Below are 25396 nucleotides of genomic sequence, written 5' to 3'. Positions count from 1 at the left end.
CAGGCAAAGGGTCGGAAAAAATCCGCTGGTGGAGCTGAGGAGGATCGAACTCCTGACCTCGTCATTGCGAACGACGCGCTCTCCCAGCTGAGCTACAGCCCCGTCCAGCGGATGGGGCTTTTATCGGCCGCTGCGGTTTCCTGTCAAGGCTGCGCTTGCTGCCGAAATGCCGCTCGGCCGTTCGTGCGCCCTCGCCCATGCGGCAGAAGGCGGCTCTTGCCGCTTTCACCTACAGTGGCTACATGTCGGCAACAATCGGAGACCGGCATGATCGCCCTCATTCAGACCATTGTCATGGCGCTTGACCTTTACTGGTGGATCATCATCGCCTCGGCGATATTTTCCTGGCTCTACGCCTTCAACGTCGTCAACTCCCGCAACCAGTTCGTCGACACCATCAGCAACATGCTCTATCGGCTGACCGAGCCGGCGCTGCGGCCGATCCGCCGCTTCATGCCCGACCTCGGCGGCATCGACATCTCGCCGATCATCCTGCTGCTGATCCTGTTCTTCATCCGGCAGTTCCTGCTCACCACCGTGCTTTCGCTGGTCGTCTGAGCCCAGGGCGTCGATGAGTGCGCCGTTCCGCACGCGCGCCGACGGCATCGACCTGTTTGTCCGGCTGACGCCGAAATCAGCGATGGACAGGCTGGAAGGCATCGAAACATCGGCGGATGGACGAAGCCATCTGAAGGCTCGCGTCCGCGCCGTGCCGGAAAACGGAGCCGCCAATCGAGCGCTGGAAAGGCTGGTAGCCAAGGCGCTTGGCGTGCCGGCATCGGGCGTCTCGATCGCTGCCGGCGGCACAGCTCGGCTGAAGACGCTGCGCGTGCTTGGCGATCCCGCGGCGCTGGCGAAACGCATCGATACGCTGGGCACACCTGCGCCATGATCTCGGCTGGCTCACTTACCCGCAAAAAAAGGCCGGGCTGCAAAGCCCGGCCAGATGTGAAGGTCGAAAACCTTCAGAGGGGAACGCGCCGGACGAATGGGAGGAAACATCCGACGCGCATTGCATATGGGTTGGCGTCGGCGACGTTTCAATGAGGTCGGAGGAAAGCTCAATGACCACTACTCGAGTTCTATTCTTCGATGTTCTGGGAACCGTCGTTGACTGGCGCAGCGGTATCGCAAGAGAGGCCGGCGCCTTCCTCGCGCGAGTTGGTGCAGAGCAGGTCGATCCCGGTGAATTCGCCGATGCGTGGGCGTCGCGCTATGACGCCTCGACCGAGGCGGTGCGGACGGGGCACCGGCCTTTCGTGTCACTTGACGTGATCAACAGGGAGAATCTGGACGCCACCCTCGTCCAGTTCGGGCTGGCCCCGTCCGAGCTGCCGACCGCCGAACTTGAGGAACTCAACCTCGCCTGGCACCGGCTGGAGCCGTGGCCCGATTCGCTGAAAGGCCTTGCGAGGCTAAGGGAGCGCTTCATCATCGCGCCCTTGTCGGGAGGCAATACCCGGCTGTTGCTGGATATGGCCAAGCGCGCCGGCCTGCCTTGGGACACCGTCCTTGGCTCGGATGTGTTCGGCACCTACAAGCCTGCGCCGCAGGCTTATCTCCGCGCAGTGGAGATCCTGGGGGTGCGACCTGCGGAGGCCGTGTTAATCGCCGCGCACAATGACGACCTGGCCGCGGCACGAAGGTGCGGTATCGGAACCGCCTTTGTTGCTCGGCCAAAAGAGCATGGCCCGGCGCAGACGACCGATCTCTCGCCTCTTGAGAGCTGGGACTTTGTGGCCGACGACCTTGTCCATCTCGCCCAAGTTCTCCCGTAGGCCGAGGGCAGAAAACCTAAGCGATGTCGTCGCGAATGCAGGCCTTCAGATGGCCCTCGGCTGTCGCCCTCAGCGGCGGTACAGCCCCGGCGCAAGCTTCCAGCGCGAACGGGCAACGGGTTCGGAAAACGCAGCCCGACGGCGGGTTTGCCGGGCTTGGAATATCGCCTTTGAGCACCTGCCGGCTTTGCCTGGCCAGCGGATCGAGCGACGGAATGGCTGACAGCAGCGCGCGCGTGTAGGGATGCTGCGGCCGGGCATAAAGCTCGGCCGCCGGCGCAACCTCCATGATGCGCCCGAGATAGAGCACGATGACCATGTCGCAGATGTACTCGACGACAGCCAGATCGTGCGAAATGAACAGCATGGTCAGGCCGAGCCGGAGCTGCAGGTCGCGCAACAAATTGATGATTTGCGCCTGGATCGAGACGTCGAGTGCCGAGACCGGCTCGTCGGCAACGATGAATTCCGGCTCGAGCGTCAGCGCCCGGGCGATGCCGATGCGCTGGCGCTGGCCGCCCGAAAATTCATGGGCGTAACGGTCATAGGCGTCGACCGGCAATTCGACCGCGGCAAGTGCCTTCTCGGCCTTCGCCCGCCGCTCGGACTTCTTGCCGATGCCTTGAATGTCCAGGCCCTCGGTGAGGATCTGCCCGATCGTCATGCGCGGCGACAGGCTGGCGAAGGGATCCTGGAAAATATACTGCATCTTGCGGCGCTGGCGGCGCAACTGAGCGGCACCCAGCCTGGTGATGTCGGTGCCGTCATAGTTGATTTGGCCGGATGTCGGCTCGATCAGACGCAGCACCGAGCGGCCGATCGTCGTCTTGCCGGAGCCGGATTCGCCGACCAGGCCGACCACCTGGCCACGCCCGATATCGAAAGAAATATCCTCCAACGCCCTTACGACGGGTCCGCGCGAGAACGCTGTCGGCGCAAAATGCTTGGTCAGGTTTTTGACAGCGAGGAAAGGGGCGTCGGCCATCAGAGCTCCTCCCAGCGCAGGCAGCGGCTTTGCTGGGTCGGCGTCGCCGCAAACAATGGAGGGACCGCGGCGCGGCAGGCAGGGATAGCCATCGGGCAACGCGGCGCGAAGGAACAGCCCATGGGCAGCAAGGCAAGCGACGGAACATTTCCGGCAATGGTCGGCAGCGGCGTTCCCGCCGCCTTCAGCGCCGTGGCCTGGCCGAGCCGCGGCACCGAGCGCATCAACCCTGCCGTATAGGGATGACGCGGACGGGTGAACACTTCGCTCACCGGACCTGTTTCGACGATACGCCCGGCATACATCACCGCCACCCGGTCGGCGATTTCGGCGACGACGCCGAGATTGTGGGTGACGAACAGGATGCCCATGCCGCGCTGCGCCTGCAGGTCGGCCAAAAGATCGAGGATCTGGGCCTGGATGGTGACGTCCAATGCGGTTGTCGGCTCGTCGGCGATCAGCAAACCAGGATCGCAGGACAGGGCCATGGCAATGGTGGCACGCTGGCGCATCCCGCCCGAAAGTTCGTGTGGATATTGCCGCGCCCGCCGCTTCGGATCGGGAATGCCGACCTGTTCCAGCAGCCGCACCGCGTCTGCTTCTGCCTCGCGGTGCGATTTGCCGAGATGGATGCGGATCGGTTCGGCGATCTGCTCGCCGATCGTGTAGACCGGGTTGAGGCTGGTCATCGGCTCCTGGAACACCATGCCGATCTCATTGCCGCGTATCTTGCGCAGCGACTCGGCATCGAGGCTGGTCAGCTCGGTAACCGTGCCGTTCTTGCGCCGCAGCGCGATCGACCCCTCGGCGATATGTCCGACCCTCTTTGGCAACAGGCCGATGATCGACAGGCTGGTGACAGATTTGCCGGACCCGGATTCGCCGACAAGCGCCACCGTCTCGCCGGAGCCGATCGTCAGGTCGACATCCCTTACCGCCGCGATGTCGCGCCCCGCGATGCGGAACACCGCGCGCAGACCGGAAATCGAGACGATCGGCATGGCGCTCAGCGGAGCAGCCCCACATCGCGAAGGATCATGTCGATCTTTGCGGTTTCCTCGTCGTTCAGGCTGCGCTGCGGCCGCGCCATGGTGTTCGACGCGATGATGCCGAGGCTCTTCATCGCCGCCTTGAAGGCGCCGACGCCGGCCGAGCCGGCGCTGGTCCTGCCGAGCGAGATCCAGACGATCTCGAACAGTTTCAGCAACCGCTCCTGCTCCACGCGGGCTTCGGCATGCTGGCCCGCCTGCGTCAGCTTCCACAGCCTGACATAACCATGCGGGTCGACATTGGCGAGCCCCGGCACGACGCCATGCGCACCCATCGCCAGCACGCTGTCGACCAGGATCTCGGAGCCGGTCATGCCGAAGAAGCCGGGGTCGTCGGCCATGTCCTTGAGCACGTAACGCAGATTGCCGTCATCGCCGCTGGAATCCTTGATGCCCGCGATGGCGCCTTCCCTGGCGAGGCCGACCGTGGTCTTTCGCTCCAGCTTGACGTGGACACAGACCGGGATGTCGTAGGCGATGACCGGAATGTCGAGCGCATCCTTGATATAGCGGAAGTGGTCGCCGATCTCCGGCTGGCTGGTGCGGGTATAAAAAGGCGCGGTGACGACGATGGCGTCGGCGCCGGCCGATCTGGCGATGCGGGCGTGGTTGATGACGCGGTCGGTCGTCGGGTCGATGACCCCGGCGAAGATCGGAACCCGGCCGTTATTGACCTTGACCGCGTGCTCGAGGACGGCCCTGCGGCCCGCCTCGTCGTGGAAGACCACCTCGCTGGTCGAGCCGAGCACGAACAGCCCGTGAACGCCGCCGTCGAGCAGGTTCTCGATGGTGCGGGTGAACGACGGAACGTCGATGCTGAAATCGGCATTGAGCGGGGTGACGACAGGTGGCACGACGCCGGTAAACAGGGGCATTTTGATAAACCTTTGAGGTCAGTTGAGATCGGAGCGGGGGTCGAATGCGTCGCGCAGGCCGTCGCCGATGAAATTGATGGCGAGCACGGTGAGCACCAGTGCGGCGCCCGGGAACATCCATTGCCAGGGGTAATTTTCAAGCACCACGGTGGAGCGGGCGAGATTGAGCATGTTGCCCCAGCTGGCTTCGGGCGGTGCGATGCCGAGGCCGAGGAAGGACAGGCCGGCCTCGAGCAGGATGGCGTTGGCGATCTGCAAGGTGGCGTAGACGACCAGGATATCGATGCAATTGGGCAGGCCATGCCGGAACAGCAGATGCGGCAGCCCCGCGCCCATGCCGCGGGCGGCAACGACGAAATCGCGCTCGCGCAGTTCGAGCAGCCGGGCGCGCACCATGCGCGACAGCACCGGCCAGGAGAGCAGCGAGATCACCAGGATGGTCGGGGCGATGCCGGTGCCGGCGATCGAAGCCAGCACCAGCAGGAAGATCACCGGCGGCAGCGTCATCGCCAGGTCGACCAGGCGCATCACCGTGCCGTCGACAAGACGCCCGCCAAAGCTGGCGACGGCGCCGACCAGGAAGCCGATGACGGTCGATATGGCGACCGAGCAGACGGCGACCAGCAGTGAGATCCGTCCGCCTTGCAGCAGCCGGGCCATGACGTCGCGCCCGACGCCGTCGCTGCCCAGCCAATGAATGGCCGACGGCGCCTTGTTCATTGCTCGGAGGTCGATGGTGTTAGGACCGAACGGCCACCACAAAGGATACGTCGAAACCGCCAGCAGGATCGGGATGACGATCAAAAGCCCGGCACGCGCCGCGCGGTTTTCAAAAAAGCGGTCGAGCGCGCGGCGAAGCGGGCCTTTGGTTTGCGGCACGGCTGTCGGGTCAACTGTAGGATCTGGCGCCGTGATTGCCATCATGCCACCTGAATGCGCGGGTCGACGACGGCATAGACGACGTCGGTCAAGAGGTTGACCAGGATGACGCAAACGCCGATCACCAGGGTAGCGCCCATGATCACCGGGTAATCGCGGGTGCCGACGGCGTTGACCAGAAGCAGTCCCATGCCCGGCCAGTTGAACACGCTTTCCAGGAAGATAGCGCCGCCGATGGCGATGCCGACAGTAGAGCCGATCAAGGTAATGACCGGCAAGAGCGCATTGCGGGTCGCGTGCTTGATGATCACCCAGAACTCGCGCACGCCCTTGGCGCGCGCCGTCCGCACGTAATCCTGGTTGAGCACTTCCAGCAGCGAGGCGCGCATGTAACGCATGATCAGCGCGGCATGGCCGACGGACAGCAGGCAGGCGGGCAGGACGAGGTGCGCAAGCACATCCGTCGCCGAGAACGGCGCACCCGCGGTCTGCATGCCGCCGGACGGCGCCCAGCGCAGCAGCACCGAGAAGAAATAGAGACCGAGCAGCGCTGTCAGAAAAGCCGGGCTGGAGATACCGATAAACGACAGCACCGACAGCGCGATGTCGGATGGTTCGTTACGGCGCACCGCGCTGAAAATGCCGGCGGAAATGCCGAGCACGATGGCGATCGCCAGGCCCGTACCCATCAGCAGCGCCGTCGGGCCGATGCGTTCCATGACCAGTGGCAGCACGGCAACGCCGCTGCGCTGGATCGAATAGCCGAAGTCACCGCTCAGCGCCGCGCGCAGCCAGGCGAGATACTGCACGGGAAGCGGCCGATCGAGCCCGAGCCGTTCGCGCAGGCCCTCGAGGTCGGAAGCCGACATGGGGACCGATGGGTTGATATAGGCGTCGATCGGATCGCCCGGCGCCAGCCGCAACAGGATGAAGATGAGGACGCTGAGCGCGACCAGCATCAGCAATCCTGTGGCGCTGCGGCGGGCGATGAAGCTCAGCATGGGCTTTCCGTGGCGGTGGCAGGCGGCGCCAAAGTGGTCCCGCCTGCTCGCTTGCTTGCGGGTTTCTTACTGGATGTCCCAGCGCTCGGGGTGAGCTGCGTAGGGGCCGCCGCCCGGCGCCGGCGTCCAGACGAAGTCGTGCAGCTTGGTCGACGCCACGCCATAGCGGTTGGCCACCCACAACGTCGCCCAGGGCAGGTCCTTGTTCATCACCTTGCAGACCTCCTGCCAGGATTGATCGAGCTTGGCCGGATCGGTCTGGCCTAGCGCGGCGTCCAATGCAGCGCTCAGATCGTCGAACCCGATGCGCATGGTGTTGAAGCCTGCCGGCGGGATCTGCGACTTGTTGAGGCCGGGATTGAGGCCGGCCGGGTTGGGGCCATTCTGCAGGCCGGCATAGACCATCGGAAAGGCGTTCCAGTCCGGCGTGCCTTGCTTGTAGACGATGCCATTGTAGGTCGGCGTATCGACGACCCGCGGCACCACATTGATGCCGACTTCGGCCAGCATCGACTGGATGGCGGCCATCACGTTGGCCGCTTGCGGCGAGCCGTAATAGGTCAGCAGAGTGATCGGTTTGTCGCCGTTGATCTTGTCCCAGCCCGCCTCGCTCAGCAGCGCCTTGGCCTTTGCCGGATCGTAGGCATAGGGTTCGAGGCCTGCGGGAACGAGATGCGGCGCGACATAGCCGCAATTGGCTGGCTCGGCGGCACCGCCGTAGAGGCTGTCGATGATGGCGCTGCGATCGATCGCGTATATGATCGCCTGGCGGACACGGATATCCCTAAACAGGTCGACCTTCTGGCTCAGGCCGATATAGTTGACCACGTACGAGGCACCTTCGATCACCTTGAAATTGCTGTCGCTCTTGAACGATGCCGCATCGTCGGGCTCGACATAAGTGAACTGGATTTCGCCGGCACGGAGCGCGGCAACGGCCGCCGCCGGCGACTCGAAATAGCGGTTGATGAGCACGTCTACCTTCGGCTTGCCGCCGCGATAATCGTCATCGGCTGCCAGTTCGACATATTGGTCGGTCACGTAGCGCTTGAACTTGAACGGGCCGGTGCCGACCGGAGTGGTCGACCACCAGGTGCTTGTCGCCAGCGATTCCGGCGGCAGAGCGGCCAGGGCATGCTCCGGCAGGATCATCAGCTGCGACAGGATCGATAGAAACGATCCGTTCGGTTTCGATAGCTTCACCACTGCGGTGTGGTCATCCGGCGCATCGATCGAGGCGATGTCGGCGAGACGGGCGGCAAACAGGCTGCCGGAGGCCTTGTTCCTGGCAAGCTCGAGGGTGAACTTGACATCCTTCGAGGTGAACGGCTTGCCGTCGTGCCAGGTCTCGTTGACCAGGTTGAACGTATAGCTCAGCTGGTCGTCGCTGATCTTGTAGTCCTTGGCGAGGTCGCCTTCGATCTCGGTCAGTCCGGCATTGTAGATGACCAGCGGTTCAAAATAGGTGCTGAGCCAGGTGTAGCCGCCGGTCGCGACCAGCGGGTTGAAGTTCTTGGGAAAACCGCCCGGGCCGACGTCGAAGCCGCCCGCAATGGTCTTGGCGCTTTGTGCCTGGACACTGGTCAATGGGGCAATGCTGGCGAGCAGTAGCCCGGCGACTGAGAATGCGATGGTCCTGATGCGCATGGTTTCCTCCCTTGGCATAGTCAGCTTGTTCTTCAGCTTGTTCGGTTTTTGGCGATAACCTGCTGGATCCCCCGGTAGTGGTCGTCGAGCCGCCGACGCGCCTGGTCGACATCCTTGGCGGCGACAGCCTCGACGATCTCGTGATGGTCGCGCCATGTCGCCAGCGGCGTCGGATTGTCGAGATTGGTGAAATTCGAGGCCTTGTTGAACGCCATCCAGAAGATGTCGATCAGCGCGCTCAGCATGCGATTGTTCTGGCAGCGGAACAGCAGCTGATGGAATTGCTGGTCCTCTTCGGCGAAGCTCTCATGGCGCTCGGCACGTTGCCGCATGCGCTCGGTCAACTGGCGCAGCGCTTCGATATCTTCGGCGCTGATCATCTCGATCGTCTTGGCGATGAGGCCGGTTTCCAGCACGCGGCGGATTTCGCGCAGCTCTTCGACATCGCGCAGCGAATCTTGCAAGCCGTAGGCAAGATTATCCAGCAGCGGCTTGAACGAGAACTCCTTGACGAACACGCCGATGCCGCGCCGCGTCTCCAGGATGCCGATCGATTCCAGCGCCTTGATGGCCTCCCGCACGGAGTTGCGGCCGACGCCGAGCCGCTGCGCCAGGAACGTCTCCGGCGGCAAGGGATCGCCGGCCTTGAGCTGGTTGCTTTCGATATAGGCCCGGAGGCTTTCCTGCACGGTGACGTGCAGCAGCGGTGGTCTGCTCAACGGTTCGATCGACTTCAGTTCCGCCATCCCACTGCTTTCATCATCCGCTGAAGCTTGCCCGCCGCTTGTCGTATAGCCACTTGTAGGATATCCTGCAAGCCCATAGCAAACGTGCTGCCTCCGAATGAAGATAATCCTCGCCGGCTCGAGCCACTGGCACGCCGAAATGCACCTCGACGCCGCACGCTTTTACGGTGCGGAGATCGTCGGTATCTGGGACGAGGATCCTGGCCAAGCGCAAGCGTTCGCCGCGCACCACGACCTGCCGTTTATCGAAGATTTCAAGGAGATACTCTCCAGCCCGCCGGATGTGATCCTGTTGATGGGGCACCCTTCGATGGTGCCGGCGCGGGCACGTGCGATCATCGCGGCAAGGATACCGCTGATCCTGGAGAAGCCGGCGGCCAGCCATACGAGGGAACTGATGGCGCTGCGCGACCTTGCCAGGCAGTACCAGGCTTTTGTCGCTGTTCCCCTGCCCAACCGTTTCGGGCCGGCCGTTGCCGGCCTTGAACGGCTGCGCCGGCAAGGTCGCGCCGGCCCCGTGGCGCATTGCCAGTTCCGGCTGGTCAACGGCCCACCGCAACGCTACATCGCCGACGGTGTCGCCTGGGTGCTCGACCCGGCGGTTGGTGGCGGGGGTGCGTTGAGGAATCTCGGCATACACGGCGTCGACGCGGCACTCAGCCTCGCAACCGGCAAACTCGGCCTGAAAAGCGTTTCGATCGCGAACCGCATCCATCCCGGCCCGGTCGAGGATCACGCACTTCTGGTGCTGGAAGACGAGGCCGGCGCGCTGTTCATCGTCGAGGCCGGTTACTCCTTTGCTTCGATGCGCCCCGGCGGTGACTTCGAGTGGCGCATCGTCAGTGCCAATGCCACCCTCATCGATCATGGCGACCATGTTATCTGCGCAACGCTCGACGACGCGGCAATCGTCGACTTGCCGGTCGAACTGCCGGCAACGCGCTACCGTCTGTTCATACGCGATACGCTTGACCGGCTGGCCAGAAAGGCGCCTCCGCCGGTGTCCATCGAAGATTATGTTGCGGCGATGTCGCTGATCGACGCCGCTTATCAAAAGGCAGGACCATGATTGGAATAGGAATTATCGGCGCCGGCGATTTCGGCGCAGCCCATGCGCGGGCAATCCGTGAGGCTGGCGGCATTCGCCTCGTCGCCGCCTCTCGAGGAAATGCCGACGCACTGCAGCAATTCACCGCTGAACATGGCGGCCGCGGCTACGCGGACTGGCGAAGGCTGCTGGACGACAAGGAGGTCGATGCGGTCCTCATTGCCAGCCCGCACCATCTCCATGCCGAAATGGCCATCGGCGCGGCAAAGGCCGGCAAGCATATCCTGCTCGAAAAACCGATGGCGCCGACGGTGGCTGCCTGCGATGCGATCAACGCCGCCGTGGCCAAGGATGGCGTCAAGCTGATGGTCGCCCACCTCATGCATTTCGCCCTGCCCTGCATGGCGGCCAGGCAAATTCTGGAGGAAGGCGAGCTCGGCCGGCCGCTCGCCGGATCGAGCTGGATCATCAAGCTGTGGATGGAGCACAATCGCCGCGACTGGCATCTGCGCAAGGCGACCGGCGGCGGCATGCTGTTGACGGCCGGCATCCACGCGGTCGATCGCCTGGTCTGGCTGATGGATGACGATGTCGTGTCGGTGAGCGGCATGCTCGGCGCCAAGTTCCATGACCAGGAAGCAGACGACAGCGCTCTGCTCGGATTGCGCTTCGCCGGCGGCGGCATCGGCCAGGTGCAGAGCGTCGGCTATCGCACCGGCGCCACCACCTATGCCATGGATCTGGTCTGCGAGCGGGGAACGCTGCGCATCGACATGGACCGCGGCACCATGCTTGGCCGCGAGACGGTCTGGACCGAGCTGCCCGGTTCCTTTGAGCCGAACTGGATGCATAACGCGCTGGTGCGCGAATGGAGCGCAATGCGCGATGCCATTGCCGATGACACGCCGGTGCCGGTCGACGGCATCTATGCGCGCAAGATCGTCGCCATTATCGAGGCTGCCTTCGCGTCGAACGAAACCCGCCGCGAACACGAGATCGCCGGTGGACGCTGACCTCGACGACCATCTGGCCCGCTTGCCCGCACACGCACCGCGCGGCATCTGGGGCGCGGTGATGCTGGCCATCGACGATCGCGGAGCGATCGACTGGCAGGCGACGGAAGAGACGATCGCCCGGCTCTGCGCCTCAGGCATCGACGGCGTCTATTCCAATGGCACGGCCTGCGAATTCCATTGCCAGACCGAGCCCGAATTCGACCGGCTTTGTGAGTTGGTCGCAACCATAGCCGGCCGCGCGCGCCTTCCTTTCCAGATCGGCATCAGCCAGTCCAATCCGCGCGTCGCGCTCGAGCGACTGACGCGGGTCGCCGGACTTCGCCCGGCGGCGGTGCAGTTCACGCTGCCCGACTGGTGGCCGCCCAGCGACGACGAGGTCATGCGCTTTGCCGGCGGCCTGTGCGAGGCCGCGCCTGAAACACCGCTGGTGCTCTACAATCCGCCGCACGCCAAGCGCCACCTGACGCTCGACGGCATCGCCAGTCTGCGTGCGGCCGTGCCATCGCTGGTCGGCGCCAAGCTGCCGGGCGGCGACGCCGGCTGGTATGCCGACATGCGCCGCAAACTGGACGGATTTTCCGTCTTCGTCCCCGGCCACACGCTGGCAACAGGCTATGCTGGAGGTGCCCATGGCAGCTATTCCAACGTTGCCTGCCTCAACCCGAAGGGCGCGATGATGTGGTGGCAGATAATCCGCACCGACATGGCCGCCGCTGCCGAGGTCGAGGCCCGCATACAGGCCTTCCTCGCCGCAAATGTCCTACCGTGTCGCACCCGTTACGATGTCAGCGATGCAGCACTCGATAAGGCGATGGCGGCGGCCGGCGGCTGGGCGCCGCTCGGTCCGCGATTGCTCTGGCCCTACAGCTCCGTTCCCGATCAGGAAATACCGACGCTGGCCAGGGCGGCTCACGCGGCTTTCCCGGAATGGTGGTAGACCCGTCACCAAGGCGCGGGACGACGGTTCAGCAGCCGGCTCGCGCGCCCTGTGTCGCGCGTGACACAAACGCCCCCGGCTGAGGGACATCGGCCTCGCGCCGTGCCAGTGAATTGCGCAAGAGCGCGATCGCCTCGCGGCCGGCGGTCGCAATCTCGCGTGGCCTGTCGACGCCGACGATCATGAACTCCTTGATCCCCAAAGCGGCGTAGGAAAGCAGCGACAGCGCGACCTGCGCCGGCGGCCCGGCAAGTTCGAGCGCCTTCTGGCAGGAAGCGGCCGATTTGTCTTCCGAACGGATTCGGACGGGAAGCGCGAAACGCAGCTTGCCGGCCCGGCCGTGTTCGGCAGCAGCGCCGCGTACGCGCTCCATTGACTGGTGAATTTCTGCAAGCGAGCCAGGCGCCAGCTCGAACACGTCCGCATGCCTGCCCGCGACCCTGAGCGCAGTGCCCGACTGCCCGCCCATGCGGATGGTCACATCGGCACCATGCGGCCCCTTGCGCGGCACATAGCCGCCTTTGATGCTGTAAAAGGTGCCTTCATGGTCGAACGGCCTGTCGTTCGACCACAACCGCTTCAGCAGCACCAGATATTCATCAATGCGTTGCCAGACCACTGTGTGGCCGGCCGGACGTGCCTCGGCATCGTCGTCGCTCAGCGGCTCGCTGAGCATCCTGAGCGACAGCCGGCCACCGCTTCTCGCGTCGAGGGCAGCGAGTTGTCGCGCCGCCACGGTTGGTTCGATCACGCCTGCCCAATGCGTGAGCACGACCTCCAGGGACGAGGTCCGGTCCAGCGTCTGGGCGGCAAGGTCCATATTGGTCAGCAGCCCGGCCTGGTCGTCGATGACGATCCTCTGGAATCCAGCATCCTCGATCAGTGACAGCTTCGTCGCGGTCTCGACAAAGTCATAGAAAAAGCTGGCGTCGGCAGCGTGGATCTTACCGGGAACATGCGTGAACTCGATCGGCATTGCCATCTCCTCCATCACGTTGGAATCAGGGCGCGCAAATGCACACCGGCATTCGGTTCATCAACTCCGGAATTTCTGCAAACGGCAGGCCGCTATCCCGAGGAAGCCTCGATGATCAGAGCCTTGACAATCAGGGGATCAGCCCCAGTACCACTGCCCCGGTGAATACAAACGCAAGGGCAAAGACGAGATAGGCGAAAGCACCGGCATAGGCCGGCCGCCACACCTGGTCGGAACCCAGCCTTTGGCCTTTGCGGGCAGTCTGAGCGTTCTGGCTATAGGACATATCGACCTCCGTCTCGGCGCTTAATCTATAAAATCAGTAGACTTTGTCGAGTGCTATTTTCGCGCGATCCTTAGAACAATTTTCTCCAAACGGCGGACAAGTTAGTGCTTTTACTGCTTAGCGCTGCCTTTTGCGGCATGCCGGGGTGACGGCAGGAAACGTCAGGTCCATGTGTCTGTGGCTCCTTGGCCATCCAATGGATGAGGGATAGCATCGCTTCAGCGGAAAGCCGCGACGTCACGGCAAGGTAGCAGGGAGCAAACCATGGGGACAAGACTGGCCGGCAAGGTCGCCATCATTTCGGGTGGCGCGACAGGAATGGGCGGTGCGGCCTCGGAGCTTTTCGCGGCCGAGGGCGCCAAGGTGGCGATCGTCGACCGCAACGGCGAAGCGGCGGCGGCTACCGCGGCGGCAATCAGGCAACGCGGCCATGTCGCCGAGCACTGGGTCGCTGACGTATCGGATGAGGCGCAGGTCGAAACGGCGGTGAAGGGCGCGACGGAAAAATTCGGCCCGGTCACGGTTCTGTTCAACCATGCCGGCACCCTCGTCATCAAACCCTTCCTGGAGACCACGCTGCAGGAATGGGACTGGCTGCATGCCGTCAATGTGCGTTCGATGTTCCTGATGACGCGTGCTGTGCTGCCCGGCATGATCGCCGCCGGCGGCGGTTCCATCGTCTGCACCTCGTCGATCTCGGCGGTGGCGGCGACGCCGATGGAGGTGCTTTACGACACCACCAAGGGCGCCTGCCATATGTTCGCGCGTGCCATCGCCGTCGAGTTCCGCGACCGCAACATCCGCTGCAATGCGGTCTGTCCAGGCTTCATCAGGACACCGCATGGCCTGCGCGAGGTCGCCGATCTCGACAAACTCGGCGTCGATGTCTCCGACGCGGCAATGGCGGCGCAGCAAGGGCGGATCGGCGAGCCGGAAGAGGTCGCGAAGGCAGCCCTGTTCCTGGCCAGCGACGAGGCCAGCTTCGTCAACGGCGCCCATCTGTTCGTCGATAACGGCTTCACCGCGATGTGAAAGGCGAAGCGCCGCTACCGCTCTTCGCGCCGGAACGGCTTGAGCAGCGCCGACGGGGCCACCGCATTGCGCGACATCACCGCCATAGCGACGATGGTGAAGATGAACGGCAGCATCAGGAAGGCCTCGTAGGGGATATGGCCAAGCCCGCTCGCCTGCATACGCAACTGCAAGGCGTCAACGAAGGCAAACAGCAGTGCCGCGCCTGCCGATCGCCACGGATCCCAGCGGCCGAAAACGACGAGCGCGATTGCCACCCAGCCACGCCCCGAAACCACGCCGAAGGTGAAGGCGTTGAATTGCGCCATCGACAGGAAGGCACCGGCCAGTCCCATCAAGGCACCGCCGAGGATCACCGCCTGGAAGCGTGTTGCAATGACGCTGACGCCGGCAGAATCGGCGGCACGCGGGTTTTCGCCGACCATGCGCACCGCTAGGCCCCAAGGCGTGCGGTAGAGCACGAAGGCGGCCAGCGGTATGGCCAGCATCGCCATGTAGACCAGCGAAAACTGATTGAACACCGCCGGCCCAAGCACCGGTATGTCGGACAGGATCGGGATCGGCAGCGTCTCGAACCCCTTGATGTTCGGTGGCACCGATTGCTGTCCGAAGATCAGCCGGTAGAGGAAATAGGCAAGGCCCGACGAGAACAGCGTCACGCCGATGCCGCAGACATGCTGGCTGAGGCCGAGCGCTACAGTGAACAGCGCGTGCACGGCGCCCATCAGCGCCCCGGTCAGCACCGCGGCGAGCACGCCAAGCCAAAGGCTGCCGCTGAGGCTCGCCGCGGTGAAGCCGGTCATCGCCGACAGAAGCATGATGCCTTCGATGCCGAGATTGAGCACCCCGGCGCGCTCGGAGAACATCTCGCCCAGCGTCGCAAAGGCCAACGGCGTGGCGATGCGGATGATGGCGGCCAGGAAGCCGACCTGGAATATCTGCTCCAGCACCACGCTCATTTGGCTATTCCCACGCGACGGAGGCGATAGGCGGTGAACAGCAGCGCCACCAGCATGGCAAGCAATGCGGTTCCCTGAATAACATCGCTGAGGAAGGCCGGAACGCCGGTCGCCCGCGACATCGCCTCAGCGCCGGTCATGACGGCGGCAAGGAAGATCGCCGCCGGCACGACGCCGAGCGGATTGAGCCTCGCCAGCATGGCGACGACGATGCCGGAATAGCCATAGCCCGGCGAGATGTCGCTCATCACCTGGAAATGCACGCCGCCGACCTCGCCGACGCCGGCAAGGCCGGCCAATGCGCCAGACAGCAGCGCCGTCGAAATCAGCACCCGCTCGACATTGATGCCGCCATAGCGCGCCGCCTCGGGGTTTTCGCCGGTGACCCTGATGCGGAAGCCGAGCGTGGTGCGCGCGACCACGAACCAGATGACCGGTGCCGCGACCAGCGCCGCGACGACGCCGAGATGCAGCCGTGTGCCTTCGAGCAGCACCGGAAAATTGGCCGTATCCTCGATCGGCGGCGAGATCGGGTAGCCGCTGAAACTGTCCTTCCATGGCCCCTCGATCAGCGCCATCAGTGCATAGAAAATGACCGAGTTGAGCAGCAGTGAGCTGACCACGTCATCGACCCTGAATTTTACCCTCAGCGTGGCGGGGATCAGGGCGACGGCCGCGCCGGCGGCAGCGCCCGCCAGCGCCATCAGCAGCATGGCGAGCGGCCCCGGCATCGGGATTGCACCGACGGCACAGCTCGCCGCCGCACCAGCCAGCAATTGCCCTTCGGCGCCGATGTTCCAGAATTTGGCGCGGAAGGCGACCGCCACGGCCAGTCCGGTGAAGATCATCGGCGCGGCACGCACCAGCGTTTCGGTGATGGCGTAGCTGTCGCCCAAAGACGCCGAAAACATAACGCCATAAGCCTCGACGACGCCGGCGCCGGCCAGTGCGATGAGGCCGCTGCACAAGATCAGCGTCGCGCCGATGGCGAGCAGCGGCAGCGCCAGATTGAACCAGGCGGGCGTTGAGGTGCGGGCCTCGAGACGGAACATCAGGCATGGCCCTCCGCTCCGGTCATCATCAACCCGAGTCTGGCGATGCTGGCGTCGGCGCTATCCAGCGTGCCGACGACGCGGCCCTCATACATCACCGCGATACGATCCGAGAGCATCAGCAACTCTTCCAGATCCTCGCCGATGACGACGATGCCGCAGCCCTTGGCGCGCATGTCGAGGAATTTTTCGTGGATGAAGCGCGCGGCGCCGATATCGAGGCCGCGAGTCGGCTGCGAAACGATCAGCACCTTCGGATCGAAAGCGAGTTCGCGCGCCAGAAGCGCCTTCTGCAGATTGCCGCCGGACAGCGCCCCGGCGCGCGTCATCGGCCCGGGGCAACGTATATCGTAGGCCTTGATCTGCGCCTCGGCGAAGACGCGGATCGCATCCGGCTTGAGCAGGCCGTTGCGGCTGAACGCCGCCGTGCCGATGCGCGGCAGCACCATCGAATCGGCAAGCGGCAGATTGGTGACCAGCCCTGTCGTCATGCGGTCTTCCGGGATGCGGCCGAGGCCGAGCGCCTGGACTGTGCTCGGCGAGAACCGCGAAACCGTTTTGCCGGCTATGGTCATCTTCCCGGCATCGGGCGCACGCACGCCGGAGATGACCTCGGCAAGCGCGCGCTGGCCATTGCCGGAGACGCCGGCGATGCCGAGGATCTCGCCGCCACGAACCGACAGCGAAACATCGCGCAGCGCCATGCCGGAATGATGCGATGTCGAGATACCGTCGAGGGTCAGCACGGCCGCACCCGGCATCGACGGTCCTCTGGCCGGAGGCACGATCTCGTGGCCGCACATCAGCCGCGCCATCTCCGAGGACGTGGTGCTGGCCGGCGCATCGACGCGGCCGGCAACGCGCCCATGCCGGAGCACGACGCAGCGATGCGTCAGCGCTCGCACCTCGTTGAGCTTATGCGAGATGAAAATGATGCCGAGCCCTTGTGCCGCCATCGAGCGCAGCGCCGAAAACAGCCCGTCGACCTCGGTTGGTGCCAACACCGCCGTCGGCTCGTCGAGGATCAGCAGCCTTGCGCCGCGAAACAGCGCCTTGACGATTTCGAGCCGCTGTTGCTCGCCGACCGACAGCGCCGAGACGGCGAGGTCCGGGTCGAGCGTCAGCCCGTGCTGGCGGCCGATCTCGGCGAGCCGCGCCAGCCCGCCGGCGCGGTCGATCCGGCCCGATCTGCCGGGAATGCCGATCAAGAGGTTCTCCAGCACCGAAAGCCGCGGTGCGAGATGAAAATGCTGGTGCACCATGCCGATGCCGGCGGCCAGCGCATCGGCCGAACTGTTGATCGCCACCGACCGGCCCTGCACCAGGATCTCGCCGGCATCGGGCGCATAGGCGCCGAACAGCACGTTCATCAGCGTCGTCTTGCCGGCGCCGTTTTCGCCGAGCAGCCCGAGGATTTCGCCCGGCGCCACGCTGAGATCGACGGCCTCGTTCGCCTTGACGGCGCCAAAGCTCTTGGAGATGCCGCGCATTTCAATAAGAGGGGCAGGCGTTGACAAGGGTGCTCCCGATCGGATTGGCTTTACGGTTCAGCTTTGATCGACGGGAATGCGCTGCACCCCCCTCTGGCCTGCCGGCCATCTCCCCCTCAAGGGGAGAGATCGGATGTCACTTCGGCTTTCGCAAATCGTCAGCGCTGAAGAAGAGGTGCTGTCGGCGAAGCTGCTAATCTCCCCCCTTGAGGGGGAGATGGCCGGCAGGCCAGAGGGGGGTGCGACAAGCGCCAGACCCCCAAAAGACATCGCTCAGTCCGAGACCGGCGTATTCTCATCGACGTCGACGCGGAAATTGCCATCGAGGATCTCGGCCTTCTTCTTCTCGACCAGTTCCTTGACCTCGGCCGGCAGCGTCTTGTCGAACTTGTGGTAGGGCGCGAGATAGGAGCCGCCCTTGGCCATGCGCGAGAAATCGCCGTAATCCTGCGCGGTGAAGACGCCGGCCTTGACCAGCTTGATCGCCTGCTCGACGGTCGGATACATGTCCCAGACCGGCCCGGTGATCACGGTGTCGGGGCCGAGGCTCGACTGGTCCGACATGTTGGAGATAGCGAGGATCTTCTTCTCCGCCGCCGCTTCGATGACGCCGAAGCGCTCGGCATAGATGACGTCGACGCCGGCGTCGATCTGGGCGACCGCCGCTTCCTTTGCCTTCGGCGGATCGAAGAACGAGCCGATGAAGGCGACCTTCTTCTTGATGTTGGGATTGACCTCCCTGGCGCCGGCAAAGAAAGCGTTGACCAGCCGGTTCACTTCCGGAATGCCCATCGCCGCGACGGCGCCGATCGTGCCTGACTTCGACATCTTTCCGGCGATCATGCCGGACAGATAGGCCGGCTCGTGGATCCAGTTGTCGAACACGCCGAAATTCGGCTCGGCCGGCCCGGCGCCGGAGCCGAACAGGAAGGCGGTCTTCGGGAACTGCTTGGCGGTCCTGCGCGATTCGCGCTCGGCGGCGAAGGCATCGCCCAACACTAGCTCATAGCCGCCCTGCGCATATTCGCGCATGACACGGCTGAAATCGGCGGTCTGCACCTTCTCCGACCATTTGTATTCGATGCCGAGTTCCTTCTCGGCCTTCTGCAGGGCAACGTGGATCTGGTTGTCCCACGGCTCCTCGATCGGCGTGGCGAAGATCGCCGCCACTTTCAGCTTCTTGGTCTTGGCAAAGGCGCTGCCCGGCAGCATCGCTGCCGCCAGGCCGAGCGCGCCCAGCTCCAGCACGTTGCGGCGCGAAAGCCCGTCGCGTTTCGATTGGATTCTGCTCTTCCCGTTGTCCATTGCATGCCCCTCTGATTGGCGCCGTGTCGAGCCGGCTCTCTTCTCTGGAATATCAGCGAAGGAACTATGGAACGGTGCCCGGCTTTTGTCCACATGGTCAAATTTGAGTGGGCGGAACGCGCCATTAAATGGTCCGGCAAATCGACGCTTGCTCACAATCTCTCCAGCGCCACCGCGATCCCCTGGCCGACCCCGATGCACATGGTGGCAAGTGCATAGCGGGCGCTACGTTCGCGCAGCTCCAGCGCCGCCGTGCCTGATATGCGCGCGCCGGACATGCCGAGCGGATGGCCGAGCGCGATGGCACCGCCATTCGGGTTGACGTGCTCCGCATCCTCGGCAATGCCGAGCTGGCGCAGCACGGCGATGCCTTGCGAGGCGAAGGCCTCGTTGAGCTCGACGACATCGAACTGTTGTGGCTTCAGGCCGAGCCGGGCACACAGCTTCTGCGTGGCCGGCACCGGACCGATGCCCATGATGCGCGGAGCGACGCCGGCGGTGGCACCGCCGAGGATACGGGCGATCGGCGTCAACCCGTATCTTTTCGCGGCTGCTTCCGAGGCGACGATCAGCGCCGCGGCGCCGTCATTGACGCCCGAGGCATTGCCGGCCGTAACCGTGCCGCCTTGCCGGAACGGCGTCGGCAACTTGGCCAACGCTTCGATCGACGTGCCGCCGCGGGGATGCTCATCTCTGTCGACAACGACCGGATCGCCCTTGCGCTGCGCGATCGTCACCGGCGTGATTTCCTTTGCCAGCCGGCCATTGGCTTGTGCGGCTACAGCCTTGTCCTGGCTGCGCACGGCAAATGCGTCCTGGTCGGCGCGGGAGACAGCGAACTCTTCCGCCACGTTCTCGCCGGTCTCCGGCATCGAATCGACGCCGTATTGCTTCTTCATCAGCGGATTGATGAAGCGCCAGCCGATCGTGGTGTCGTAAATCTCGGCATTGCGCGAAAAGGCGGTCTCTGCCTTCGGCAGCACGAACGGAGCGCGGCTCATCGATTCGACGCCGCCTGATATCATCAGCTCCGCCTCGCCGGCCTTGATGGCGCGGGCAGCAATCATCACCGCATCCATGCCCGAACCGCAGAGACGGTTGACGGTCGAGCCCGAAACCTCCTTCGGCAGGCCGGCCAGCAGCAGCGCCATGCGCGCCACATTGCGGTTGTCCTCGCCGGCCTGGTTGGCGCAGCCATAGACGATGTCGTCGATGGCAGCCCAGTCGATGTTTGGATTGCGCTCGACCAGCGCCTTCAGAGGTATAGCGCCGAGATCGTCGGCACGGACCGCCGACAACGAACCGCCGAAGCGTCCGATCGGCGTGCGGATGTAGTCGCAGATATAGGCCTCGGCCATTATACAGCCTTCCCGGTTGCGCTGATGATTTCTGCTCCCGACCCAGCCATGTTGGCCGCATTCTCCTTGAGACGAAAGCACATCTCGCCGCCGGCCGTTAGGCCAAAGAGAATTTCAGCTGCCGCCCGCCGGGAGCGGCGGATCAGCCGATGCTTTCTCCACCGTCGATCACCAGCGCCTGGCCGGTCATGAAGGACGAGCGGTCGGAGACGAGGAACAGGATCGCTTCGGCGATTTCCTCCGCGCTGGCCCAGCGCTGCATGGGAATTTTGGTGCGGACATAGTTCTCGATCGCCGCCCGCCCGCCCATCTGCGCGATGAACGGCTCGTTGAAGGGCGTATCGACCCAGCCGGGGCACAGCGCGTTGATGCGGACATTGTGTTTGGCATAGTCGAGCGACATCTGCCGGGTCATCGCCACCACTGCATGTTTTGACGTTGCGTAGGCGATCATTTCGCGGTCGTAGAACACACCCGAATTTGAGGCGGTATTCAGGATCACCCCGCCGCCTTGCGCGATCATCGACGGCATGACCAGCCTGGCCGCCAGGAACTGCGCCCGCACATTGATCCGCCAGGAGGCATCCATGCCGTCGGCGCCGACTTCGGTCAGCGTGCCGCCGACCTGGATCCCGGCATGATTGTGCAGGATGTCGATCCGCCGATGCCGGCCCAGCGTTCTCGCAATGAGCTGCTCGACCGCCGCATCCTCGCCGACGTCGGTGGCGATGGCCTCGGCCCGACCGCCCGCCGCACGAATGTCGGAGGCGGTTGCTTCCCCCGCCGCCTGGTCCCTGTCGGCGATCACCACGAGCGCACCTTCCCTGGCCATCATCATGGCGCCGGCACGCCCGATCCCCGACCCGGCACCCGTCACCACGGCGATGCGATCTCTCAGAATCATGTTTTTTATCTTTCAGTGTGATGGTTTTCGTTGCCGCAGTTGCCATTGGGCAACCACCACGAGCACAACGGAGGCGACGAGCACGATCGTCGCGATGGCATTGATCTCCGGCGTGACCCCGCGCCGGATCGAGGCGAAGACATAGATCGGCAACGTCGTCTGTGCGCCGGCGACGAAGAAAGCGACGATGAAATCGTCGAAGGAGAATGTGAAGGCGAGCAGGAAGCCGGCGATCACCGCCGGCATGATCTGCGGCAACACGATACTGCGGAACGTCGTCAGCGGGGTGGCGTAAAGATCGCTCGAGGCCTCGACCAGATTGCGGTCGAGGCTGCCGAGGCGCGTGCCGACAATCATCGCCACCAGCGCCATCGAAAACAGCCCGTGCGCGGCGATGATCGAGCCATAGCCGAGCGCCAGGCGCGGTGGCTGGTCGTTCGGCCACAGCGAAGCGACAAACGGGTTGACCACCCCGAATAGCTGGACCAGCGCGACCAGCGTCGAGATGCCGATGACGACACCAGGAACGACGATCGCAGCACCCAAAAGCGCATCGAACACGGCTCGCGTCCGCGCCCCGACACGCGCCAGGCCAACCGCGGCGGCCGTGCCGCACAGCGCCGCCAGCAAGGCGCTGGTCGTGGCGATGAACAGGCTGTTCTTCAGCGCTTCGACCAGGAACGGGTTTGCTAGTGCCTTGCCGTACCATTGCACCGAGAAGCCAGTGAACTCGCTGGCGTGGTGGCCGGCGTTGAACGAAAACAGCACTACCAGCGCGATCGGCAGGTAGAGAAAGGCAAAGACCGCAACGACGAAGGCACGCATCAGATCAGGTCCACCCGGCGGGCACCCGAAAGCCGGGTCGAAATGCGGTTCGCGGCAAGCAGCACGACCACTGAAACCGCCACAAGTGTGATGGCGATTGCCGATCCGAATGGCCAATTGCGCGATTGCAGGAACAGATCGACCAGCGCGTTGCCGATGAAGAAGACCTTGCCGCCGCCGAGTAGCGTCGGGATCAGATATTCGCCGAGCAGCAGGATCATGACCAGCGAGAAGCCGGTCATCACACCTGGCAGCGACAGCCGCAGCGTCACGCCGAGGAATGTCGAGATCGGCGTCGCGCCGAGATCGGCGGAGGCCTCCAGCAGCCGGCGGTCGAGCCGCTCGAGGCTGACATAGATCGGCAGGATCATCAGCGGCAGATAACCATAGACGATGCCGAGCAGAACCGCTCCCGGCGTGTTGATCAGCCGCACGTCCTCCATCCCGACATAGGCCAGGAGAGCTGGGATGCCGCGCCCGCCAAGCACATACATCCAGGCATAGGTTCGCATCAGCAGGCTGGTCCAGAACGGGATGACGACAAGCGCCAGCAGGATCAGCCGCCACCGTTCCGGCGCGCGCAAAGCGAGGTAATAGGCGACCGGATAGGCAACGAGAAGACAGGCCAGTGCGCCCGCCGGCGCCAGCACCATGGTGTTCCAGAAGGCGGTCGCCCGCGCCGGAAGATTGGCAAACTGCGCCAAGGTGAAAGCGGCCTGATAGCCGCCTTCCGGCGCCCGCTCGCCGACGCTGAAAACGGCAATCGCCACGAACGGCAAAACTAAAAACACCACCAGCCACGCAGTTGCTGGACCGAGCAGCAGGGCGGTCAGGAGATTGTGACGAAGGACATTGCTGCGCATTGAAAAAACCGCCCCGGTGCCGGCGGACATCTGTCCGCCGGGGAGTTGCCTGCATCGAGCCTGTAGCCTGCCAGGTTCAAGCCGACTTGAAGCGTGCCATCAATTCGGCCCGGCCCGGATCGGTTAGCGTTGCGGCCGCACCGAATTCGAGCGGCTTCAGCAGATCCGCCGCCGGATAGAGGATCGGATTGTCCAGCACCTCCTTGGGCAGCAGCGCATTGACCCGCGCATCGGTGGAAGGCGCGCCGTTGGCCAGGTGCTCCTTGACCGCGACTTTCGGGTTCATCAAATAGTTGAGCAAGGCATAGCCGGCAGGCTTGTTCGGCGCATCCTTGGGTATTGCGTAGAAGTCGGTCCAGATCTCGCCGCCTTCCTTGCCAAGCACGTAGGCGATTTCGGGGATGTCGCGGTGGAGCTGCGCCCCGTCATTGGTCCAGCACATCGTCATCCAGGCGTCGCCGGCACGCATCGACGGCTGGTAGTCGCTGGAGACCGCGAACAGATGCGGCTTGACCTTCAGCAGCAATTCCTCCGCCTTGGCGAGTTCGTCCGGCTTCAGCGAGTTGAACGAGAAGCCGAAATATTTCAGCGCGTTGCCGATCGTGGTCAGCTGGTAATCATGAACCATGGTCCGGCCGTCGCCCTCCGCCATGGCCGTGTCCCAGAATTCCTTCCAGCTTGTCATCGGCTTGGTCAGTTTCTTGGTGTTGACGGCAAAGCCGGTGGTGCCCCAATTCTTCGGCACCGCGTAGGTCACGCCATCGATCGTGCCTTCCCCAGTGAAGCGCGGGTCTTCTTGCGAGCCGTCATAATTGGCAAGCTTGGCCATATCCAGCGCCTCGATGATGCCAAGCTTCTTGTAAGTCGAGATCGTGTAGTTGGTCGGAACGAAAAGGCTCCAGCCCGAGGCGCCGGCCTGCAGCTTGGCCAGCATCTCCTCGTTTGACCCGAACACGTTCACCTCGACGGCAACGCCGGTTTCGGCCTTGAAATTCTCGAACGTCGCCGGGTCGTGATAATTGGGCCAGGTGGCAATCGACATGCGGTCGCCAAGCCCCTCCTGGGCGAAGGCTGGCGACGGCATGATGCCGAGTTCGCGGGCCATTACTGCCGTTGCGATGCCTAGGCCGGTGAGGCCAAGGAACTCGCGGCGGCCGATGGAACCGCGCTTGAGGCGCATCAACTGGTCGACGAATTTTTCAGGGCTTATCGGCAGTCCGTCACGATACGATTTCGACATTTTTGTTTTCCCTCTGGTTGGTCCCGTTATTCTCCGGAAACGCCAGCGGCGTTCCGGCTGTAAAGCCGACGGCGACGGGTTCACCCGGCTTGAAGAGATTTCCACCGCCAACCAGATGATCGGCCTTGGCGAGCAGTGTCCCGATGCCTTGGACCTCGATTGCATATTCCGCGGTGGAACCGAGAAAGATCCGGTTGCGGACAAGCCCGTTCAGCCGGCCGCTTCCGGGCGCGCCGAGACTTAAGGATTCAGGACGCAGGCTGACCGAGACGGCTTCGCCCTGGGCTAGCGAAGTGCGCTTGCGCGCGGCGATGACGGTGCCGTCGGCAAGCGCTATCTCGACGAGCTTGCCCGAGAGCCCGACGACCTTGCCGCTCAAGAGATTGGTCTTGCCGACGAAATCGGCGACGAAGAGGTCGGCGGGTTCGTCGTAGATTTCGCTCGGCTGCCCAAGCTGGACGATGCGCCCGCCATTCATGACGCAGACGAAATCGCTCATCGACAGTGCCTCTTCCTGATCGTGGGTGACCAGGACGAAGGTGATGCCGATCTCGCGCTGCAGGTTCTGCAGCTCTATCTGCATGTCGGTGCGCAGCTTCTTGTCGAGCGCCGCCAGGGGCTCGTCGAGCAGCAGCACCGCCGGCTTGTTGACCAGCGCCCGCGCCAGGGCGACACGCTGCTGCTGGCCGCCGGAAAGCTCATGGATCTTGCGGCGTCCATAGCCAGCAAGCCGAACCATGGCGAGCGCCTCGCCTGCCTTCAGGCTGATCTCCCGCGACGACAGGCGCGGCCGCGCCTGGCGTAGGCCATAGGCGACGTTGTCCGCCACATCCAGATGCGGAAACAACGCATATTGCTGGAACACCATGTTGACCGGCCGCCGATAGGGCGGCGTGCCGGCCATGTCGCGGCCACGGATGAATACCACACCTTCGCTTGGCTGTTCGAAACCGCCGATCATGCGCAAACAGGTTGTCTTGCCGCAGCCGGACGGCCCGAGCAACGCGACAAAGGCAGACGGCGGGATGGCAAGATCGATGCCGCTGACCGCGATCACGCTGCCGTAGCGTTTGGTGACCCCGCGAAACTCGATGTCGGGCACTGCGGTCAAAGCTGCGGGCTCCAGCGGCTGGTTGGTCTCGAAA

26 protein-coding genes and 1 tRNA gene are annotated in these 25396 nt (G+C 64.0%); 7 read left to right on the top strand and 20 right to left on the bottom strand.

Translation table 11 applies throughout. From position 1 onward, the window contains the following. Positions 1-26: 26 nt before the first annotated feature. Positions 27-102: transfer RNA gene (locus NKH30_RS19605), tRNA-Ala, on the bottom strand. Positions 103-267: 165 nt separating this feature from the next. Here NKH30_RS19605 and NKH30_RS19600 point away from each other — a divergent pair. From NKH30_RS19600 to NKH30_RS19590, 3 genes are all read left to right on the top strand, one after another. Further along, positions 268-558 (top strand): YggT family protein, encoded by a 291-nt coding sequence (locus NKH30_RS19600; protein WP_023678162.1) that lies wholly within the window; start codon positions 268-270, stop codon positions 556-558. Between the two features lie 13 nt (positions 559-571). Further along, positions 572-892: a DUF167 family protein gene (locus tag NKH30_RS19595; RefSeq protein WP_352470731.1), complete on the top strand. Its 321-nt coding sequence runs from the start codon at positions 572-574 to the stop codon at positions 890-892. Between the two features lie 172 nt (positions 893-1064). Next, positions 1065-1778 (top strand): haloacid dehalogenase type II, encoded by a 714-nt coding sequence (locus NKH30_RS19590; protein ID WP_352683712.1) that lies wholly within the window; start codon positions 1065-1067, stop codon positions 1776-1778. 16 nt (positions 1779-1794) lie between these two features. Here the strand turns inward: NKH30_RS19590 and NKH30_RS19585 are convergent, their stop codons facing one another. The 7 genes from NKH30_RS19585 to NKH30_RS19555 form a co-directional block, all read right to left on the bottom strand. Then, positions 1795-2763 (bottom strand): ABC transporter ATP-binding protein, encoded by a 969-nt coding sequence (locus tag NKH30_RS19585; protein ID WP_352470733.1) that lies wholly within the window; start codon positions 2761-2763, stop codon positions 1795-1797. After that, on the bottom strand, positions 2763-3773 hold the full coding sequence (locus NKH30_RS19580; RefSeq protein WP_352996682.1) for an ABC transporter ATP-binding protein: 1011 nt from the start codon (positions 3771-3773) through the stop codon (positions 2763-2765). The genes NKH30_RS19585 and NKH30_RS19580 overlap by 1 nt, the downstream gene beginning before the upstream one ends. Continuing rightward, complete coding sequence (locus NKH30_RS19575; protein ID WP_352996656.1) at positions 3770-4687, bottom strand: dihydrodipicolinate synthase family protein; 918 nt, start codon at positions 4685-4687, stop codon at positions 3770-3772. Before NKH30_RS19575 ends, NKH30_RS19580 begins: the two co-directional genes overlap by 4 nt. Positions 4688-4705: 18 nt before the next feature. Then, on the bottom strand, positions 4706-5611 hold the full coding sequence (locus tag NKH30_RS19570; RefSeq protein ID WP_502893704.1) for an ABC transporter permease: 906 nt from the start codon (positions 5609-5611) through the stop codon (positions 4706-4708). After that, positions 5608-6567 carry an ABC transporter permease gene (locus tag NKH30_RS19565; RefSeq protein WP_023678169.1) on the bottom strand — a complete coding sequence of 320 codons (960 nt, stop codon included), beginning with the start codon at positions 6565-6567 and terminating at the stop codon, positions 5608-5610. Before NKH30_RS19565 ends, NKH30_RS19570 begins: the two co-directional genes overlap by 4 nt. 66 nt (positions 6568-6633) lie before the next feature. Continuing rightward, on the bottom strand, positions 6634-8214 hold the full coding sequence (locus NKH30_RS19560) for an ABC transporter substrate-binding protein (protein ID WP_352772189.1): 1581 nt from the start codon (positions 8212-8214) through the stop codon (positions 6634-6636). Positions 8215-8246: 32 nt separating this feature from the next. Beyond that, positions 8247-8960, bottom strand: a complete 714-nt coding sequence (locus tag NKH30_RS19555) for a FadR/GntR family transcriptional regulator (protein ID WP_352683724.1) — start codon at positions 8958-8960, stop codon at positions 8247-8249. A 97-nt stretch (positions 8961-9057) separates the two neighbouring features. Between NKH30_RS19555 and NKH30_RS19550 the strand changes: the two genes are divergently transcribed. Genes NKH30_RS19550 through NKH30_RS19540 form a run of 3 tightly spaced genes read left to right on the top strand, consistent with a single transcriptional unit; the run spans position 9058 to position 11961 of the window. Continuing rightward, positions 9058-10029, top strand: coding sequence for a Gfo/Idh/MocA family protein (locus tag NKH30_RS19550; RefSeq protein WP_352996653.1), 972 nt, complete (start codon positions 9058-9060; stop codon positions 10027-10029). Next, complete coding sequence (locus NKH30_RS19545) at positions 10026-11021, top strand: Gfo/Idh/MocA family protein (protein WP_352772195.1); 996 nt, start codon at positions 10026-10028, stop codon at positions 11019-11021. The genes NKH30_RS19550 and NKH30_RS19545 overlap by 4 nt, the downstream gene beginning before the upstream one ends. Then, positions 11011-11961 carry a dihydrodipicolinate synthase family protein gene (locus NKH30_RS19540; RefSeq protein ID WP_352772197.1) on the top strand — a complete coding sequence of 317 codons (951 nt, stop codon included), beginning with the start codon at positions 11011-11013 and terminating at the stop codon, positions 11959-11961. The genes NKH30_RS19545 and NKH30_RS19540 overlap by 11 nt, the downstream gene beginning before the upstream one ends. A 28-nt stretch (positions 11962-11989) precedes the next feature. On the opposite strand, the gene NKH30_RS19535 is transcribed toward NKH30_RS19540, so the two are convergent. Then, positions 11990-12937, bottom strand: a complete 948-nt coding sequence (locus NKH30_RS19535; protein ID WP_352681878.1) for an LLM class flavin-dependent oxidoreductase — start codon at positions 12935-12937, stop codon at positions 11990-11992. Between the two features lie 130 nt (positions 12938-13067). Next, a complete protein-coding gene (locus tag NKH30_RS19530; protein WP_023678176.1) occupies positions 13068-13223 on the bottom strand; it encodes a hypothetical protein in 156 nt (51 codons plus the stop codon). Between the two features lie 264 nt (positions 13224-13487). Here NKH30_RS19530 and NKH30_RS19525 point away from each other — a divergent pair, with 264 nt between their 5' ends. Further along, on the top strand, positions 13488-14255 hold the full coding sequence (locus tag NKH30_RS19525; RefSeq protein WP_352681879.1) for an SDR family NAD(P)-dependent oxidoreductase: 768 nt from the start codon (positions 13488-13490) through the stop codon (positions 14253-14255). 14 nt (positions 14256-14269) lie between these two features. On the opposite strand, the gene NKH30_RS19520 is transcribed toward NKH30_RS19525, so the two are convergent. The 10 genes from NKH30_RS19520 to NKH30_RS19475 form a co-directional block, all read right to left on the bottom strand. Next, entirely contained in the window at positions 14270-15214 is a 945-nt protein-coding gene (locus tag NKH30_RS19520; RefSeq protein ID WP_023678177.1) for an ABC transporter permease, read from the bottom strand. Further along, entirely contained in the window at positions 15211-16266 is a 1056-nt protein-coding gene (locus NKH30_RS19515) for an ABC transporter permease (RefSeq protein ID WP_352540873.1), read from the bottom strand. Before NKH30_RS19515 ends, NKH30_RS19520 begins: the two co-directional genes overlap by 4 nt. Then, positions 16266-17756, bottom strand: coding sequence for an ABC transporter ATP-binding protein (locus NKH30_RS19510; RefSeq protein ID WP_502911492.1), 1491 nt, complete (start codon positions 17754-17756; stop codon positions 16266-16268). The genes NKH30_RS19515 and NKH30_RS19510 overlap by 1 nt, the downstream gene beginning before the upstream one ends. Positions 17757-18029: 273 nt before the next feature. Beyond that, positions 18030-19061: a BMP family protein gene (locus NKH30_RS19505; RefSeq protein ID WP_352772200.1), complete on the bottom strand. Its 1032-nt coding sequence runs from the start codon at positions 19059-19061 to the stop codon at positions 18030-18032. 152 nt (positions 19062-19213) lie between these two features. Then, positions 19214-20419, bottom strand: a complete 1206-nt coding sequence (pcaF, locus tag NKH30_RS19500; protein ID WP_352772203.1) for a 3-oxoadipyl-CoA thiolase — start codon at positions 20417-20419, stop codon at positions 19214-19216. 142 nt (positions 20420-20561) lie between these two features. After that, complete coding sequence (locus NKH30_RS19495) at positions 20562-21323, bottom strand: SDR family NAD(P)-dependent oxidoreductase (RefSeq protein WP_352772204.1); 762 nt, start codon at positions 21321-21323, stop codon at positions 20562-20564. 12 nt (positions 21324-21335) lie between these two features. Beyond that, positions 21336-22148: an ABC transporter permease gene (locus tag NKH30_RS19490; RefSeq protein WP_352772206.1), complete on the bottom strand. Its 813-nt coding sequence runs from the start codon at positions 22146-22148 to the stop codon at positions 21336-21338. Then, the gene (locus tag NKH30_RS19485) at positions 22148-23011 is read right to left on the bottom strand and encodes an ABC transporter permease (RefSeq protein WP_352451300.1); all 864 of its coding nucleotides are present in this window, start codon (positions 23009-23011) and stop codon (positions 22148-22150) included. The genes NKH30_RS19490 and NKH30_RS19485 overlap by 1 nt, the downstream gene beginning before the upstream one ends. Positions 23012-23087: 76 nt before the next feature. Beyond that, positions 23088-24251, bottom strand: coding sequence for an ABC transporter substrate-binding protein (locus NKH30_RS19480; protein WP_352470751.1), 1164 nt, complete (start codon positions 24249-24251; stop codon positions 23088-23090). Further along, positions 24232-25362, bottom strand: coding sequence for an ABC transporter ATP-binding protein (locus tag NKH30_RS19475; protein ID WP_352540866.1), 1131 nt, complete (start codon positions 25360-25362; stop codon positions 24232-24234). The genes NKH30_RS19480 and NKH30_RS19475 overlap by 20 nt, the downstream gene beginning before the upstream one ends. Between the last annotated feature and the right edge of the window lie 34 nt (positions 25363-25396).

The organism is Mesorhizobium sp. M1273 (genome assembly GCF_040318195.1).
GTDB lineage: Bacteria > Pseudomonadota > Alphaproteobacteria > Rhizobiales > Rhizobiaceae > Mesorhizobium.
This window is presented reverse-complemented; position numbering and strand designations above follow the sequence as displayed.

What these genes read in the sequence shown, in the direction of transcription:
- NKH30_RS19600 (WP_023678162.1), top strand. Translation starts at nt 268, where the DNA reads ATGATCGCCCTCATTCAGACCATTGTCATGGCGCTTGACCTTTACTGG.
- NKH30_RS19595 (WP_352470731.1), top strand. Translation starts at nt 572, where the DNA reads ATGAGTGCGCCGTTCCGCACGCGCGCCGACGGCATCGACCTGTTTGTC.
- NKH30_RS19590 (WP_352683712.1), top strand. Translation starts at nt 1,065, where the DNA reads ATGACCACTACTCGAGTTCTATTCTTCGATGTTCTGGGAACCGTCGTT.
- NKH30_RS19585 (WP_352470733.1), bottom strand. Translation starts at nt 2,763, where the DNA reads ATGGCCGACGCCCCTTTCCTCGCTGTCAAAAACCTGACCAAGCATTTT.
- NKH30_RS19575 (WP_352996656.1), bottom strand. Translation starts at nt 4,687, where the DNA reads ATGCCCCTGTTTACCGGCGTCGTGCCACCTGTCGTCACCCCGCTCAAT.
- NKH30_RS19570 (WP_502893704.1), bottom strand. Translation starts at nt 5,611, where the DNA reads ATGATGGCAATCACGGCGCCAGATCCTACAGTTGACCCGACAGCCGTG.
- NKH30_RS19565 (WP_023678169.1), bottom strand. Translation starts at nt 6,567, where the DNA reads ATGCTGAGCTTCATCGCCCGCCGCAGCGCCACAGGATTGCTGATGCTG.
- NKH30_RS19560 (WP_352772189.1), bottom strand. Translation starts at nt 8,214, where the DNA reads ATGCGCATCAGGACCATCGCATTCTCAGTCGCCGGGCTACTGCTCGCC.
- NKH30_RS19555 (WP_352683724.1), bottom strand. Translation starts at nt 8,960, where the DNA reads ATGGCGGAACTGAAGTCGATCGAACCGTTGAGCAGACCACCGCTGCTG.
- NKH30_RS19550 (WP_352996653.1), top strand. Translation starts at nt 9,058, where the DNA reads ATGAAGATAATCCTCGCCGGCTCGAGCCACTGGCACGCCGAAATGCAC.
- NKH30_RS19545 (WP_352772195.1), top strand. Translation starts at nt 10,026, where the DNA reads ATGATTGGAATAGGAATTATCGGCGCCGGCGATTTCGGCGCAGCCCAT.
- NKH30_RS19535 (WP_352681878.1), bottom strand. Translation starts at nt 12,937, where the DNA reads ATGCCGATCGAGTTCACGCATGTTCCCGGTAAGATCCACGCTGCCGAC.
- NKH30_RS19530 (WP_023678176.1), bottom strand. Translation starts at nt 13,223, where the DNA reads ATGTCCTATAGCCAGAACGCTCAGACTGCCCGCAAAGGCCAAAGGCTG.
- NKH30_RS19525 (WP_352681879.1), top strand. Translation starts at nt 13,488, where the DNA reads ATGGGGACAAGACTGGCCGGCAAGGTCGCCATCATTTCGGGTGGCGCG.
- NKH30_RS19520 (WP_023678177.1), bottom strand. Translation starts at nt 15,214, where the DNA reads ATGAGCGTGGTGCTGGAGCAGATATTCCAGGTCGGCTTCCTGGCCGCC.
- NKH30_RS19515 (WP_352540873.1), bottom strand. Translation starts at nt 16,266, where the DNA reads ATGTTCCGTCTCGAGGCCCGCACCTCAACGCCCGCCTGGTTCAATCTG.
- NKH30_RS19510 (WP_502911492.1), bottom strand. Translation starts at nt 17,756, where the DNA reads ATGCGCGGCATCTCCAAGAGCTTTGGCGCCGTCAAGGCGAACGAGGCC.
- NKH30_RS19505 (WP_352772200.1), bottom strand. Translation starts at nt 19,061, where the DNA reads ATGGACAACGGGAAGAGCAGAATCCAATCGAAACGCGACGGGCTTTCG.
- pcaF (WP_352772203.1), bottom strand. Translation starts at nt 20,419, where the DNA reads ATGGCCGAGGCCTATATCTGCGACTACATCCGCACGCCGATCGGACGC.
- NKH30_RS19495 (WP_352772204.1), bottom strand. Translation starts at nt 21,323, where the DNA reads ATGATTCTGAGAGATCGCATCGCCGTGGTGACGGGTGCCGGGTCGGGG.
- NKH30_RS19490 (WP_352772206.1), bottom strand. Translation starts at nt 22,148, where the DNA reads ATGCGTGCCTTCGTCGTTGCGGTCTTTGCCTTTCTCTACCTGCCGATC.
- NKH30_RS19485 (WP_352451300.1), bottom strand. Translation starts at nt 23,011, where the DNA reads ATGCGCAGCAATGTCCTTCGTCACAATCTCCTGACCGCCCTGCTGCTC.
- NKH30_RS19480 (WP_352470751.1), bottom strand. Translation starts at nt 24,251, where the DNA reads ATGTCGAAATCGTATCGTGACGGACTGCCGATAAGCCCTGAAAAATTC.